This window comes from Nocardia concava NBRC 100430, from assembly GCF_000308815.1.
GTDB classification, from domain to species: Bacteria; Actinomycetota; Actinomycetes; order Mycobacteriales; family Mycobacteriaceae; genus Nocardia; species Nocardia concava.
Map to the genome: position 1 here is coordinate 98,977 of NZ_BAFX01000206.1, position 15,854 is coordinate 114,830.

At 68.5% G+C, this 15,854-nt stretch carries 2 protein-coding genes; both read right to left on the reverse strand.

Annotated elements, in window-relative coordinates:
- Positions 1-22: 22 nt before the first annotated feature.
- Positions 23-13,537 carry a type I polyketide synthase gene (locus tag ON43_RS47005; protein WP_281033418.1) on the reverse strand — a complete coding sequence of 4,505 codons (13,515 nt, stop codon included), beginning with the start codon at positions 13,535-13,537 and terminating at the stop codon, positions 23-25.
- Between the two features lie 630 nt (positions 13,538-14,167).
- Positions 14,168-15,841 carry a tetratricopeptide repeat protein gene (locus ON43_RS41870; protein ID WP_040816657.1) on the reverse strand — a complete coding sequence of 558 codons (1,674 nt, stop codon included), beginning with the start codon at positions 15,839-15,841 and terminating at the stop codon, positions 14,168-14,170.
- Positions 15,842-15,854 lie beyond the last annotated feature (13 nt).

A 15,854-nucleotide genomic window follows, 5' to 3' on the forward strand; every position in this document is an offset into this window, starting at 1 on the left:
GTGAAACTCCTGGTCTGTCAGCTCAGAGGCTGTCGATGAATTCGAAAAGCTCGTCGTCGTCGGCGGATTCGAGATCGCCGGCGTCATCCACTCCCGTTGGGTGAAGTGGGCCGCGATCGGCCGCCGTGTCCTCGAGCTTGCGGAGTAGCGCGGACACCTTTTTCGCCAGGTCGGAACGCTGCGACGAGGTCAGTTCCGCCGCGGCGAAACTTCTGGTGAGCGTGTCGACCTCGGCGGTGAGCGCTCGCGCGGCCGCGTCGGCGGGCACCAGCTCCTGGCGGAGGAACTCGGCCAGGGCCGCCGGGGTCGGATGATCGAACATGGCGGTGGCCGAGAGCTGCACTCCGGCAGCCGTTTTCAGCCTGTTACGGAATTCCATCACCCCGAGCGAGTCGAACCCGATGGCGCTGAACGGTTTATCCGGCTCCATCGCCTCGGCGCCGGTGAGCCCGAGCACGGCGGCGGCGTGCACGCCGATCACACCGAGCAGGACCCGCTTCTGCTCTTCGGGTGAACGACCGAGCAGGCGAGTGACCAGCTGTCCCGAATCCGGGGCGACCTCGGCCGTCGTCGATTCGGTGACCGGACCGCGGCGTGCTGCGGGCTTGGACAGTGCCCGCATGATCGGACGGACACCCGCCGGATCGCCGAGTGCGTCGCGGTCGATGCGGACCGCCACGAAGGTCGAACGGCCGGCGGCCGCCGCCGCGTCGAAGAGGGCCATGCCCTCCTCGGCATCGAGCGGTAGCAAGCCCTCTCGTCGCAGTCGCGCCAGATCGGCTTCGGTCAGATCGCCGGTCATACCGCTGCTCTGCTGCCACGGCCCCCATGCGATGGAGGTTGCGGGCAGTCCCTCGGCGCGCCGCTGGTGCGCCAGTGCGTCGAGGAAGGTGTTGGCGGCGGCGTAGTTGGCCTGGCCCGCCGTACCGAGGATGCCCGCGATCGAGGAGTAGAGCACGAAGGCCGAGAGGTCCAGGCCCGCGGTGGCTTCGTGCAGATTCCAGGCGGCGTCGACCTTGGGGCGCAGGACCCGTGCGATCTGCTCGTCGGTCATGGTGGCAAGCAGGCCGTCGGCCAGCACACCCGCCGCGTGCACGACCATGGTCAGCGGGTGCTCGGCGGGGATCGCGGCGAGCAGCCGGTCGAGTGCCGCCCGATCGGCCGCGTCGCATGCGACGACGTCCACGTGCGCGCCGAGTGCGGTGAGTTCGGCGACCGTCTCCGCCGCACCGGGCGTCTCCGCGCCGCGTCGGCTCGCGAGCACGAGCCTGCGCACGCCGTGGGCGGTGATGAGGTGGCGTGCGGCCACCACACCCAATCCGCCGGTGCCGCCGGTGATCAGCACGGTTCCATCGGTGCGCGGCTCGGTCGGGACCGTCAGCACGTTCTTGCCGACACCCCGGGCCTGGCTGAGATAGCGGAAGGCCTCGGGTGCGCGACGCAGATCCCACGAGGTGATCGGGTACGGCTTCAGCTCGCCACGGTCGAACAGTTCCACGAGGGCTGTCAGAATCTCTTGCAGCCGTTCGGGTCCCGCCTCCATCAGCATGAAGCTGGCGTAGCGCACGCCGGGGTGGGTCGCGGCGACCTCGGCCGGGTCGCGGCGGTCGATCATGCCCATCTCGACGAATCGGCCGCCGCGGGGGAGCAGGCGCAGCGAAGCGTCCACGAATTCGCCCGCCAGGGAATCGAGCACGATGTCCACGCCCGCGCCGCCGGTGCGCTCCAGGAACTCCTGCTCGAATTCCAGGGTTCGGGAGTCGGCGATATCGGAGTCGTCGAAATACATGTCGCGCAGTACATTCCACTTGGGCTTGCTCGCCGTGGCCAGGACGCGCAATCCCAGGTGCCGCGCGAGCTGCACCGCGGCCATGCCGACGCCGCCGGTTGCGGCGTGCAGCAGCAGCGTCTCGCCGGAGCGGGCGTCAGCCAAGTCGACCAGACCGTAGTAGGCGGTCGCGTACACGATCGGAACGGCGGCGGCCTGTGCGAACGACCAGCCCCGTGGCATCGGTGCGAGCAGTCGACGGTCCACCACGACCACCGAACTCATACCGGGCGTGAAGCCGAAAACGCGGTCGCCGACGGCGAATTCGGTGACGTCGGGCGCGACTTCGAGCACGACGCCCGCGCCCTCGCCGCCGATTCGGCCGAGCGGATCCGGATAGGTGCCCAAGGCCATGAGCACATCGCGGAAGTTCAGGCCCACCGCTCGCATGCTCACCCGGACCTGGCCCGGTTCGAGAGCGGTTGTCGCGCCTGCGGTTTCGTCGAGTCCGAAGTTCTCTGCGGCCAGCGTGCCCTTGTCGCGGAGGGTCAGCGCCCAGGCGGAAGCGTCGGGGGCGGTCAGGGCGGCGGAGTCGCGGGCGACGCGCGGGACGTACACCGCCGAACCCCGCACGGCCAGTTGGGATTCGTCGGCGATCATCGCCGCCGACTCCACGGCCGCACGATGGTCACCGTCCCCGCCGACGTCCACGAGCCGGATCCGGTCCGGGTTCTCGCTCTGCGCGGTGCGGAGCAAGCCCCACACCGCAGCACTTGCCGGATCGATGTGCTCGCCGACCTCGGCCGCGACCGCCCGGCGGGTGACCACCACGACGGGATCCTCACCCTCCAGCAGTCGCCGCACGCGAGCGGCGACGCCGATGACGGTCTGGCGCACCGAATCCGGGACGCTCGGCCCGGTCACCGGTTCGATGGCGGCGACCACATGCCTGTGCCCGCCGATGGTGGCGATCTCGTAGTCGCCGTCGGGTGCGGTGTCGCCCCAGAAGACTTCCACGGTGCCGCCGTCCGTTTGCGGCCCGGCTACCCAATCGACGTGGTAACCGAGGCGGTCGCGCGGGGATTCGGTGAGCGCGCCCGTCGCGATGGCGCGCAGGGTCAGCGCCCCAACCTCACCGACGGGCATGCCCGCCTGGTCGGTGAAGGTCAGGGTGATGCGCTCGCTGCCGGAGCCGGAAACCTTCGCGTGCACCCGGAGTGCGTTCGATCCGGTACCACGCAGCTCGACCTGTTCCCATGAGAACGGCACGGCGACCGAACCGTTCGGCGCTGCGGGAATCAGCCCGCCCAGCAGGATCGTGTGTAGCACCGAATCCAGGAGGGCGGGGTGCATCCCGAACTCCCCGGCCTGGTCGCGCACCGAATCCGGCAGTGCGATCTCGGCGAACGCCTCTCCGGCACGCGCCCACAGCGACCGGACACCTCGGAAGGCGGGTCCGTATCGATAACCGCGTTCCTCCAGTGCCGCGTAACCGTCTTCGACGGCGATTGCCGTCGCGTCCGCGGGCGGCCAATCGCGCGAGTCATCGAGATTCGACGGTGCGATCGCGTCGTCGGTGAGGGTCGCCGTGGCGTGGCGCACCCACTGCGATTCGCCTTCGGAGTCCTCGATGCGTGAATAGATCTGTGCCGTAACACCGTTCGAGTTGTCGGGTGCATCCGCCACCAGGCGCAGCTGGACCCCCGCATCCGCCGGTATCGGCAGTGGCGCCTCGATCACCAGCTCGGCCAGCCGCGGCCGCCCGGTGACCGCACCGGCATGGAGCGCGAGCTCCGCCAGGGCGGCGCCGGGCAGCAGCACCGTGCCCGCGACCGCGTGGTCCTCGAGCCAGGGCTGCGTGCTGCGCGACAGCCGGCCGGTGAACACCACCTGCTCCGAGCCCGGTACCCGCACGATCGCGCCGAGCAGCGGATGGCCCGCCTCTTCCAGCCCCGAACGCCGGACATCGTTGGCCACGACCGGGCGGGCCCAATAGCGCTGACGCTGGAATGCGTAGGTGGGCAAGGCGACACGGGCAGCAGGCCGGTCATGACCCTGTGACCAGTCGACGGGAACACCGGCGGCATCCGCCCGCGCCAAGGCGGTGACGAACGCGGTCGGCTCGTCCATCGACCGGCGCGATGCCGCCACCGCAATCGATTTCGGCTCGACCTCGGGGTGCTGCGCCAAACAGGCCGACGTCATGGCGGTGAGCACAGCATCCGGGCCGACCTCGATGAACTTCCGCACACCGCTTGCGATCAGGGTGTCCACGCCCGGCGCGAAGCGCACGCTGCCACGCACCTGAGCCACCCAGTACCTCGGGTCGAGGACGGCGTCGCCCGCCTCGGTGCCGGTGACGTTCGAGACGATCGGCAGCAGCGGCTGCCGGTAGCTCAATCCTTCCGCGACAGCGCGGAATTCGTCCAGCATCGGGTCCATGCGCGCCGAATGGAAGGCGTGGCTGACCCGCAGCCGACTGGTGCGGACACCGCGCTGCTCGAACAGCCGGTCGACCTCGGCGACGGCGTCCTCATCGCCCGAAAGCACCACCGCGGCAGGACCGTTGACCGCTGCCACCGAAAGGCGATCGGCGAAGGCTGCGACCACGGCTACCGCCTCCTCCTCGGAGACGGCCACGGCGAGCATGGCTCCGCCCTCGGGCAGTCCACCCATCAACCGTCCGCGTGCCGCCACCAGTGTGCACGCATCCGGCAGCGACCACACGCCCGCGACATACGCCGCGGCGAGCTCACCGATGGAATGACCGGCGACCACGTCCGGGATGACGCCGAAGGACTCCAGCAGCCGGAACAGCGCCACCTCGAAGGCGAACAGCGCGGGCTGCGTGAATTCCGTTCGGTTCAGACCGCTTTCGGGGGCGTCGAACATCACCGCGCGCAGCGATCCGCCGAGACGGGCGTCGAATTCGGCGCAGACTTCGTCGAGGGCGCTCGCGAAGGCCGGGTAGTCGCGGTAGAGCCCGGCGCCCATGCCGTGGCGCTGCGCGCCCTGGCCGGTGAAGAGGAACGCCAACCGGCCCGGGGTTGCCGTACCCGCGACCGCGGTCGTGGTGGCCTGCCCGTCGGCAAGGGCCGCCAATCCCGCGAGCAGTTCGTCACGGTCGCGGCCGACGACCCCGCCGCGCCACTCCATTCGCGCCCGGGTGCCGACCAGGGCCGCGGCGACATCCCGCGCGGCGAGCGCCGGGCGTTCGATCATCCACTGCCGCAACCGATCCGCCTGCTCGCGCAAGGCCGCCTCGGATCGGCCCGAGATCATCAGAGCGGAGACATTCGGATTCACCGGGGTGACAGCGGGTTCGGCCGCTGCCACGGGCGGCTCCTCGAGGATGACGTGCGCGTTGGTCCCGCTGATCCCGAAGGACGACACACCGGCGCGGCGCGGCCGGTCGCCGCCGGGCCACGGCTCGGCGTCGGTGAGCACCCGCACGGCTCCCGACGACCAATCCACGTGCGGCGACAGCTCTTCCGCGTGCAGGGTGCGCGGCAGCACCCGATGCTGCATGGCCTGCACCATCTTGATGATGCCGCCGACACCCGCGGCCGCCTGCGCATGCCCGATATTGGATTTGAGCGAGCCGATCCGCAGGGGTTCCCGGTCGCCGCGTGCCTGCCCATAGGTGGCGATCAGCGCTTGCGCCTCGATCGGGTCGCCCAGAGTGGTTCCGGTGCCGTGCGCCTCGACGGCATCCACGTCCGCGGGTGTCAATCCGGCATTGGCCAGCGCCTCGGCGATCACCCGCTCCTGAGCCGGGCCGTTGGGCGCGGTCAGGCCATTGCTGGCACCGTCCTGATTGACCGCGCTGCCGCGGATGACGGCGAGGACGTTGTGGCCGAGTCGCTGTGCGTCCGAGAGTCGTTCGACGACCAGCACTGCCGCACCCTCCGACCAGGCCACGCCGTCGGCGGCCGCGGAGAACGATTTGCAGCGCCCGTCCGAGGCGAGACCGCGCTGCCGGGAGAAGTCGAGGAAGACCGCGGGCGTGGCCATGACCGTGGCCCCACCGACCAGGGCCAGGGAGCTCTCGCCCTGCCGCAATGCGCGGCAGGCCAGATGCAGCGCCACCAGCGAGGACGAGCAGGCGGTGTCCACCGTCAGCGCGGGGCCTTCCAGTCCCAGCGCGTAGCCGATTCGTCCCGAGACCACGCTGCCCAGCGATCCGGTGAGCGCGTAGCCCTCGACCTCCGGACCCGCATTGCGGGTCAACGATTCGTAGTCCTGGTACATGACACCCGAATAGACGCCGGTGTCGCTGCCGCGCAGCGAGTTCGGGTCGATCCCGGCGTGCTCGAGGGCCTCCCAGGACACTTCGAGCAGCAACCGCTGCTGCGGATCCATGGCGACCGCCTCGCGGGGACCGATTCCGAAGAAACCCGCGTCGAAATCGGCTGCACCGGCGATGAATCCGCCGCGACCCGAATACGTGGTGCCCGGATGGTCGGGGTCCGGGTTGATCAGCCGGTCCAGCTCCCAGCCGCGGTCAGCGGGGAAGTCGCTGGTGGCGTCCGTTCCCGTGAACACCAGATCCCATAGTGCGTCGGGGGATTCGACACCACCCGGGTAGCGGCAGGCCATACCCACGATCGCAATGGGCTCGTCGGTGCGTGTGGTGCTCGACGCCACCGGTCTGGCTGCCGGTGTCGCAGTCGGCGCGATTCTCGACTGGACCAGCTTCGCGACCGCCGCGGGCGTCGGATAATCGAAGACCAGCGTCGAGGGCAGGGACAGGCCGGTAGCCTTACCGAGCCGGTTCCGCAGCTCCACGCCGCCCAATGAATCGAGGCCCAGTTCGCGGAACGGCGTCTCGGCATCGATCGAGGCACCGGAATCATGTCCGAGTACGGCGGCAACCTGGGCGAGCACTGTCTCGAGGGTCACCTCGGCACCGCGGTCAGAACCTGCCCGCGCCAGCCGCGCGGCCAACGTAGTGCCGGAAGAAGACGCCGTCCCGGCAGCCGCACCAACGGATTTCGCGACGTCGGCGAGGCGGCGTCCATACCCGCGCAGAACCGCCGGCAGCGCGCGCGGATCGGATTCGCGACGGAGTGCGGTGGCATCGAAACGAAGCGGGACCAAGCGTGCATCCCGGTGCGCGAGTGCGGCGCCGAACAGGTGCAAGCCCTCGGCGCGCCCGATCTGTCCGAGTCCCAGGCGATCCCACCGCGCTACGGCGACGTGGTCCAGGTCGCCGGTCATGCCGCCTGCCTCGCCCCACGGGCCCCATGCCAGGGACGTCGCGGCCAGTCCGGCAGCGCGTCGCCGCTGGGCCAGCGCGTCCAGGAAACTGTTGGCGGCGGCATAGTTGCCCTGCCCGGCCGAACCGATCACTCCGGCGACCGAGGAGAACAGTACGAATGCGGCGAGGTCGATACCCTCGGTCGCCTCGTGCAGATTCCACGCGCCCGCGACCTTGGGCGCCAAGACCCGGTCGACCTGGTCGGTCGTGAGCGAACCGATGGTGCCGTCGTCGAGGACACCCGCGGCGTGAATCACCGCACTCAGATCGGCGGTCCCCTCGGTATTGGTCAGACCTCTCACCAGCTGTCGTACCGATTGGCGGTCGGCGACGTCGCAGGCGATGATCCGGGCCTCGGCCCCCAGAGCCGCCAGTTCCTCGACCAAGTCCGCCGCACCGGGACCGTCGGGGCCGCGGCGAGAGGTCAGCGCCAGGTCCCGGACGCCGTATTCGGTGACCAGATGCCGGGCGAAGAGCGCACCCAATCCGCCTGTGCCACCGGTGATCAGTACCGTTCCGGCTCCGAACGGGGTGGTGTCGGCGTCGGCGATAAGCGTCTCGGCGGGAACCAATCGCGGTACGAGCACCTCGGAACCGCGAATCGCGACCTGCGGTTCGCCCGTACGCATTACGGCGGTGAGCGCCTCGGCGTCGAGTGGTGCCGCCGGGTCCTCGTCGACGAGGACGAAGCGATCCGGATTCTCCGTCTGCGCGGTGCGCACCACACCCCACACCGCCGATGCGACGAGATCGGGGGTTTCGTCGGCGACGCCCACTCCGCCGGCGGTGATGATGACCAGCCGTGCGTCTGTTTGTTCTTCGCGCAGCCACGAATTCAGCCGGGCGAGTGCGTCGTTCACGGCCTGTCGAGTCGCCGAATGAATATCGGCCGGTTCGCCGCTCGGGGCCTCCGGACGGTATGTCACCGCGGTCGGAATAGGTTCCTGGTCGCCGATGACTGCGCTGCCCGTGCGCTCCCATCGCACCTGATACAGATCGGCCGTGTTCTCGGACAGGTCCTCGAAGAATCGCTGCACGTCATACGGGCGCATGACGACGGCATCCACCGAGAGGATCGGCCGACCGGCGGTGTCGACGGCGGCGACTGCGATGGTTTCCGGCCCAGTCGCGACGGCGGCGACTCGAAGCGACGTCAGCCGCTTCGATCGGTCGGCTATGGGCTGGTGGAATCGCGCACCGCCCCAGCGGAACAGCAACTTTCCGGAGCCGGGATCCTGGTCCAGTCCGCGCCAGAGCAATTCGGCGAGTCCGGCGTGCACCGTCATATCGACCAGCGTCGGATGCAAGCCGAAAGTGCCTGCGGTGCCGTCCAGTTCGGTGTGGAGGACGATCTCGGAGAATACCGCGTCCGCCTGTCGCCATACGGCTTGGACGCCGTTGAACGCCGGGCCGTATTCGAGCCCGGAGCCCTGCGTCATCAGGCTCGGAATACGCGTGGCGTCGAGTGCGTCCGCAGCGGCGGGCGGCCATGTCTGGCCGAGCAATCGCAATGCCGCCGAGTCGTCCGAATATTCTTGCGCGAGTGCACCGGTCGCGTTGAGTACCCACGGGTCATCCGCGGACTTCCGGAAGTAGAAGTCGAAGTTCCGACGTCCGGACTCGAGTGCCCGGACGGCGACCTGGAGCTCGATCTCATCGTCTTCGGCGGGCACGATCGGGACCTGCAAGGTGAGCTCGTCGAGCACACCGCAGTCGATCCGTTCGCCCGCGATGAGCAGGAATTCCACCAGGACGGCACTCGGAACTACCACTACGCCGTGTGCCGCATGGTCGGTGATCCACGGGTGTTCGCGCATGGACAGTCGACCGGTGACCAACCATTCATCCGTTCCCGCGATACCGACCACATCGGTCAGGATCGGGTGCCCCGACGCGCCGGACGCGGCAACGGGACTCGGACGCAGCCAGAACCGCTGATGCTGGAATGCGTAGGTCGGCAGTGGGATTCGTCGATCGGACGCGGGTAGCAGTGGCCGCCAGTCGACCGGTCCACCTGTGACATGGAGCTGCGCCAGCGCGGAGAGCAGCTGCGGCACCGGATCATTCGAGCGTCGCGAGGTGGCGATTACCGCGCTAGACGACTCGAGGGCGGGGTCGGTCGCCAGGTACCGGTTGGTCGCCGCGCTCAGAATCGCATCCGGTCCGACTTCGACGAATCGCCGCACCCCGCTCGCGAGCAGAGTGGCGATCGCGGGTGCGAAGCGGACGGCGTCCCGCACCTGCCGCACCCAGTAGTCGGCGGTGGCGATGGATTCGTCCGCGAAGTCCCCGGTGACAGTGGAGACGATGGGCAACCGGGGCTGGTTGTAGGCGAGGCTCTCGGCGATCGTGCGGAATTCCGAAAGCATCGGATCCATTCGCGCCGAATGGAAAGCGTGGCTGACGCGCAGTCGGGTGGTCTGGATTCCCTCGGCGGCCAGATCCCGTTCGACGGCGTCGATCGCGTCGGAGTCGCCGGAAAGCACAGTCGCCGCCGGGCCATTGATCGCGGCGAGTGAGAGGCGGCCATCGGATCCGGCGATGATGGCGTTCGCGCGTGCCTCGTCGACGGCGATGGCGAGCATCGCCCCGCCCTCGGGAAGCTCGCCCATCAACCGGCCGCGAGCCGCCACGAGTGCGCAGGCGTCGGGCAGCGACAGCACCCCGGCCACATGGGCGGCCGACAGTTCGCCGATGGAGTGGCCCGCGAGGACGTCCGGGGCCGTGCCGAACGACTCCAACAGCCGGAACAGCGCGACTTCGAAAGCGAAGAGCGCGGGTTGCGTCCATTCGGTGCGATCGAGCACGCCGGTCGCATCGGTGAACATCACCTCGCGCAGTGATTGTCCGAGAAGGGGATCGAGATGGGCGCACACCTCGTCCAGCGCGGTCGCGAAGGCTGGGAACGCGCTGCAGAGATCGGCACCCATGCCGACTCGCTGGGCACCCTGTCCGGTGAACAGGAACGCGGTCTGGCCCGCGACCGGGGTTCCGGTGACGATGTCGGTTCCGGTGCCCGCCTCGGCGAGGATGCGCAGCCGTTCGAGCAGCTCGTCCCGGTCGCGTCCGAACACCACCGCGCGCGAATCGAGCTGTGCCCGTGTTGAAGTCAGCGCACCGGCAACCTCGGCGATATCGAGCTGCGGACGGTCCGACAACCACGTCCGCAAGCGGGCGGCCTGTGCGCGCAGCGCCGCCTCGTTCTTACCCGAGACGACCAGCGGCACCTGGTTGCTCGGGAAGTCGGAGTCACTCTGTGGCGCAACCGATGTCGCCGCATCCACGGGCGCTTCCTCGAGGATCACATGTGCGTTCGTTCCGCTGATCCCGAACGACGACACACCCGCCCGCCGCGGCCGATCCCCGCGTTCCCATGCTTCGGCCTCGGTCAACAGCCGTACCGCACCCGCATTCCAATCCACCTGCGGGGACGGCGTTTCCGCATGCAGTGTGCGCGGCAGTCGTCCGTGCCGCATCGATTGGACGGTCTTGATCACACCGGCGACACCTGCGGCAGCGACGGTATGTCCGATATTCGATTTGAGCGAGCCGATCCGCAGGGGCTCCCGGTCGCCGCGATCCTGTCCGTAGACGGCGATCAGCGCCTGCGCCTCGATCGGATCGCCCAGCCGCGTACCGGTGCCGTGCGCCTCGACGGCATCCACATCGGCCGCCGAGACTCCGGCGTCGGCGAGAGCCTGTTCGATCACGCGTTGCTGCGACGGGCCATTGGGCGCGGTGAGACCGTTGCTCGCGCCGTCCTGGTTGACCGCGCTACCACGCACCACCGCCAGCACGTTGTGTCCGAGCCGGCGAGCATCGGAGAGTCGCTCCAGAACGAGCACGCCCGATCCCTCGGACCAGCCGACACCGTCGGCGGCGGCGGAGAAAGCCTTGCAGCGGCCATCTCGCGACAGCCCGCGCTGCCGGGAGAAATCGACATACAGGTCGGGAGTCGCGGCAATGGTCACGCCTCCGGCGATAGCCAAAGAGCTTTCGCCCCTTCGCAAGGCCTGGCACGCCGAGTGCAGCGCCACCAGCGAGGACGAGCACGCGGTGTCCACCGTCACCGCCGGGCCCTCCAACCCGAGGACGTAAGCGAGCCGCCCCGAGATGACGCTGTGCGAGGTGCCGGTCAGCCGGAAGCCCTCCAGCTCACCGGTGACGAGCCCGGAATACCCTGACGCACAGGCTCCCACGAAGACACCGGTGTCGCTGCCGCGCAGTGTGGTCGGGTCGATTCCGGCGTCTTCGAGGGCTTCCCACGCGGTTTCGAGGAACACCCGCTGCTGCGGGTCCATCGCCAGCGCCTCACGCGGGCTGATCCCGAAGAAGGCAGGATCGAAATCCCCTGCACCGGTGAGGAATCCACCTCGGCGCGTGTAAACGGTCCCCGCCTTGTCGGCGTCCGGATCGTAGAGGCGATCGAGATCCCACCCGCGATCGGCGGGGAAATCACCGATCGCGTCGCGCTCCGCCGCGACCAGATCCCACAGCTCCTCGGCGGAGGAGACACCGCCCGGGAACCGCGCGCCCATGCCGACGATCGCGATCGGCTCGTCCGTCGAGGTCCGCCGGGTGACCCGGGCACGCTTGTCGCCGGCCCCGGTGGCGGGTGAACTCAGCAGGTCGGCCACCGAAGTGGCGGTGGGGTAGTCGAATATGAGCGAGGCGGGCAACTCCACACCTGTCGCTCGGGTCAGGCGTTTCTGAAGTTCCACGCCACTGAGCGAGTCGAAGCCGAGATCGGTGAACGGCAGGTCACCGCGAATCGAGTCGGCCGATTCGTATCCGAGGACCGCGGCGGCCTGCTCGCGGACCACGGTGAGCGCCGCGGCGCGGTGCTGAAATTCGGACTTCTGGGTGGGCGCTACCGACGGCGACCCGACGGGGTCGAGATCCGTGGAGTGCTCCCGGCGGCGAAATGCGTACGGCGGCAGGTCCACCCGGACACCGGTCGGCGGGGCCGTCGAGTCCATCGGCAGTCCGGCCCGGTCCGAACCGCCGCCGTGCTCCGCCAGCGATCCCAGTTCAGCCAGCAGCTGCTCGCGGCTCGACACGAAAAAGTTTGCCTGCCAAGGCATGTGGGCGCGGGCGGTGAACAGTGAGTACGCCACGTCGGCGAGGGCGAATTCCGGATGGCGTGCCAGCCAGTCGCGGAGCCGGATCGCTTGCGCGCGGAGGCCGTCCTCATCGCGCGCCGAGAGCACGATCGGCACCTCGGCGTCTTCGGGCTCGGCGGTTGTCGCGTTGGCCGCGATCGGAGCCTCGTCGAGGATCAGGTGAACGTTGGAGCCGCCCATGCCGAACGCGGAGACGCCTGCCCGCCGGATGGTGGTCGCGGCCCACTGCTCGGGTGCGCTGACCACGCGCAAGTGCAGATCATCCAGGGGAATCGCAGGATTGGGCCGCTCGAAGTTGAGGCTGGCCACGAGTTCGCGGTGTCGCAGACACAGCGCGGTCTTGATCAGGCCGATGATCCCGGCGGCGCCCTCCAGATGGCCGACATTCGTCTTGGCCGACCCGACCGCCAGCGGTGAATTCGGCTCGCGATCGGAGCCATAGGTCGCGCCGAGTGCGGCGGCCTCGATCGGATCGCCCGCCGGGGTTCCCGTGCCGTGCAATTCGACGTACTGCACGGAATCGGCGGGCACATCGGCAGCCTCGAGCGCGGAGCGAATGGCGGCGATCTGCGCGTCGCGGCTCGGCGCACTCAATACTCGCCGCTCATTGCCGGTATTGACCGCGCTGCCGCGGATGACGGCGTGAATCCGGTCGCCGTCCTCGATCGCCTGGGCCAGCGGCTTCAGCACGACCACGCCGCCGCCCTCGCCGCGCACGAATCCGTCCGCGCGCGAATCGAAGGTGAAACATCGCCCTTGCGCCGAATGCGCACCGAAGTGTTCGATCCGTTCACCACTGGTCGGCGAGAGGATCAGATTGACGCCACCGGCCAGCGCGATATCGGTCTCGCCCGCCCGCAGGCTCTCGCATGCCAGGTGCACCGCGACGAGTGAGGAGGCCTGAGCGCTGTCGACCAGGAGGCTCGGGCCGGTGAAACCGAAATAGTTGGAAACCCGGTTGGCGATGATTCCGCGCGTCGCACCCCACAGCGAGTGGCGGGTGATGCCGGGCCCCTCGGCGGCCGTGACCAGTTCCGCGAAGTCACCGCTCGTGCAACCGAGAAATACCCCGCCCCGCCGCGATTCGCGCGCCGCATCGGCCAGCCCCGCGTCTTCGAGGGCTTCCCAGCTCAGTTCCAGCGCGAGCAATTGCTGCGGATCGATCGATCGGGCCTCATTGGGGGCGATGCCGAAGAACTCCGCGTCGAAATCGCTCACCGCATCGAGGAAGCTCGCGCGTTCGCTGAGATTCGCGCGCGCGGCCGGGGCGGCGCCGACGGTGTCGCGGCCCTCGGCGAGCAGCCGCCAGAAATCGTCGAGATCAGCAACTCCCGGCAGCCGGCACGCCATTCCTACGACAGCTACGGGGAAATCTGATCGGGTCACTCGAGAACCTTCCTCACGACGAGCACGCACCTGCGCGCCTCGGCGCACCAGCCGCCGCGCAGGTGTGAAATGTGTACTACACGAAGAGCTTTAGGGATTTTTCGAGGTTGCCCGACTGGGCGGGAGGCCGAAGAAGTCGGGTTCGTAGTGACGCCGGTGGTTCCAGCGGGCCGCTGAGGTATTCACAGCGGTGGCAATGTAAGACATAAAGTCTCCTCGGTAACTCGAATCCCCCCGAGAAGTGATGTGCGGGAGCGCACCCCGCGAGATGGGCTACGAACCGATGCCCCACATCGGTTCGCGCACAACGATATTCAAGTCCGCTCCGGTTCGGTTCATCGACATCGCGCCGCGTCGCACGACGAATGGCAACCTGGACCGGCTGATCAACACCTGCACCTCACCCTGCCTTGCTGTGCCCGACCTGCCTGTCGGACCGTCCATCGAGCCCACGCTGGACCGTAACCTAAACGACTACTAGCGGGTAGCTTACCTGGGGGTAGATTCGGACGCTTGGCTAGTTTTGTGCAGTTTTCCATTTCGTCTTGCTATTGATTTGCAACAGATCATCACCTATTGTGCCGCCGCGTCGGTCGTTGTGGCCCAAGGTAATTGGCCCAGACAGTCCTGCTAGTGGCGGCAATGTGCGTCGGGGTGATCGGTCGTCGGAATGCGGCAGAAACATGAGGCTTCGATCGTCACATCCGCCACAGCGGTAGCCAGTTTCAGTTGTTGGGCGATGATTGCGGCGGCCTCGGTTTTATCCAGGCGCAGCAGGCATTCGTGATAACCGTGCAGGGCCCACACATTGCCCGGATGCTGGCAGGCGCGGGGGAGGGTGTGGTCGAGGCCCAGGTCGGCGCGGTAGACGGCCTCGGCTTCGGTGATCCGGCCCTGCTCCAGCAGGAGTGCGCCCAGGGCGTGGCGGGCCGGTTGCATCCAGCCCCAGGGCTCGTCGTAGGGCAGCGTGTCGTCGAGTTCGACGGAGTGGCGCAGCGCTTCGAATGCCTTGTCGTAGTCGCCTTTTCGATAGAGCAGCTCGCCGTCGAGCATGGCGGCGGCGATGGCGAGGATATCGCGACAGGTGTTGTTGAACAGGGTTCTGGACTCCGGCACTCGCGCGACGGCGGCGTGGAAGAGTTCTCGCTCGCGTTGCGCCTCGTCGATGCGGCCGGTGGCGGAATAGGCGACACCCTTGCCGTAGTGCAGCAGCGCGGTCGTCACGCAGTACAGGTCCGGATCTTTCGGCAGTTCCAGTGCGATGATGTCGGCCCAGCGGCCGAAGCGGATGAGGACGTGGACGCGCATTCCGACGAAGCTCTCCAGCCAATCGGCCATGGGAGGCGACGGCACCCGGAGGAGTTCCTCGGAGATGGAATTCTCCAGTTGCGCAGCGGTTTCCAGCGCGGTCGCGAACTGTCCCAGGAACATCGCGCCGTAGATCTTGAAGTGGTAGTTGTGCGCCCGGTAGAGGGTGTAGAAGTTGAGTGCGCCCGCGTGTCGCACGAACTTCTCGTCCGCGGCGATGGCGGCGGAATTGGCGGCCACCACGCTCCGATAGTCGCCGCACAGCACATCCAGATGCGAGGGCATGTGCTGGAGGTGCCCGGCGTCGGGCACCAGTCCGCGCAGTCGATCCGCCACTGCCAGAGCCGATTCCGGTGTCGGCGACATCTCCATCAGATGGATGTAGAGGTGCAGGATGCCCGGATGCGCGCGTCCCGCCTCGCCGCGCAGCGCCCGGTCCAGCACCGCCTTGGCCTCCAGCGTGAACGCACCGGCCGCGGGTTCGCCGGTGCGTTGGTCCCACAGCGCCCAGGGGCTCAGGTTCATCAGCGCGTCGGCGTACAGCGCGGCGACGTCGAGATCGTCCGGGAAACGCTGGTAGACGGTGCGCATCGCATCGGCGTAGTCCCGATTCCAGTCCGTCTGATCGCCCTCGGCGGCGGGGCGCGGGTATCGCGCGCAGAGGGCATCCGCGAGCGCCCGCTCGACCGGTGTCGTGGCCAGGGCCAGGGCCCGCTGCGCGGCCTCGTGGGCGGTGACCACGGTGGTGGCGAGCTCCTCGGCGTCGAAGAACTCCCAGGGCTTGTTGTAGTTGGGACCGAGCGCGAAGGCCAGGCCCCAGTAGGCGAGCGCGCAGTCCGGATCCGTCTCCAGCGCGCGCCGGAAACACTGCGCGGCCTCTTCATGATTGAAGGCATAGGTCCAGATCAGGCCGCGATCGAACCACAGGCGGGCCTCGGGCGAGGCGGTCGTGACGGGCCTCGAATATGCACCGAGATCGAAGTAGTCCGTACTCATTCCATGATCGTGC

What these genes read in the sequence shown, in the direction of transcription:
- ON43_RS41870 (WP_040816657.1), bottom strand. Translation starts at nt 15,841, where the DNA reads ATGAGTACGGACTACTTCGATCTCGGTGCATATTCGAGGCCCGTCACG.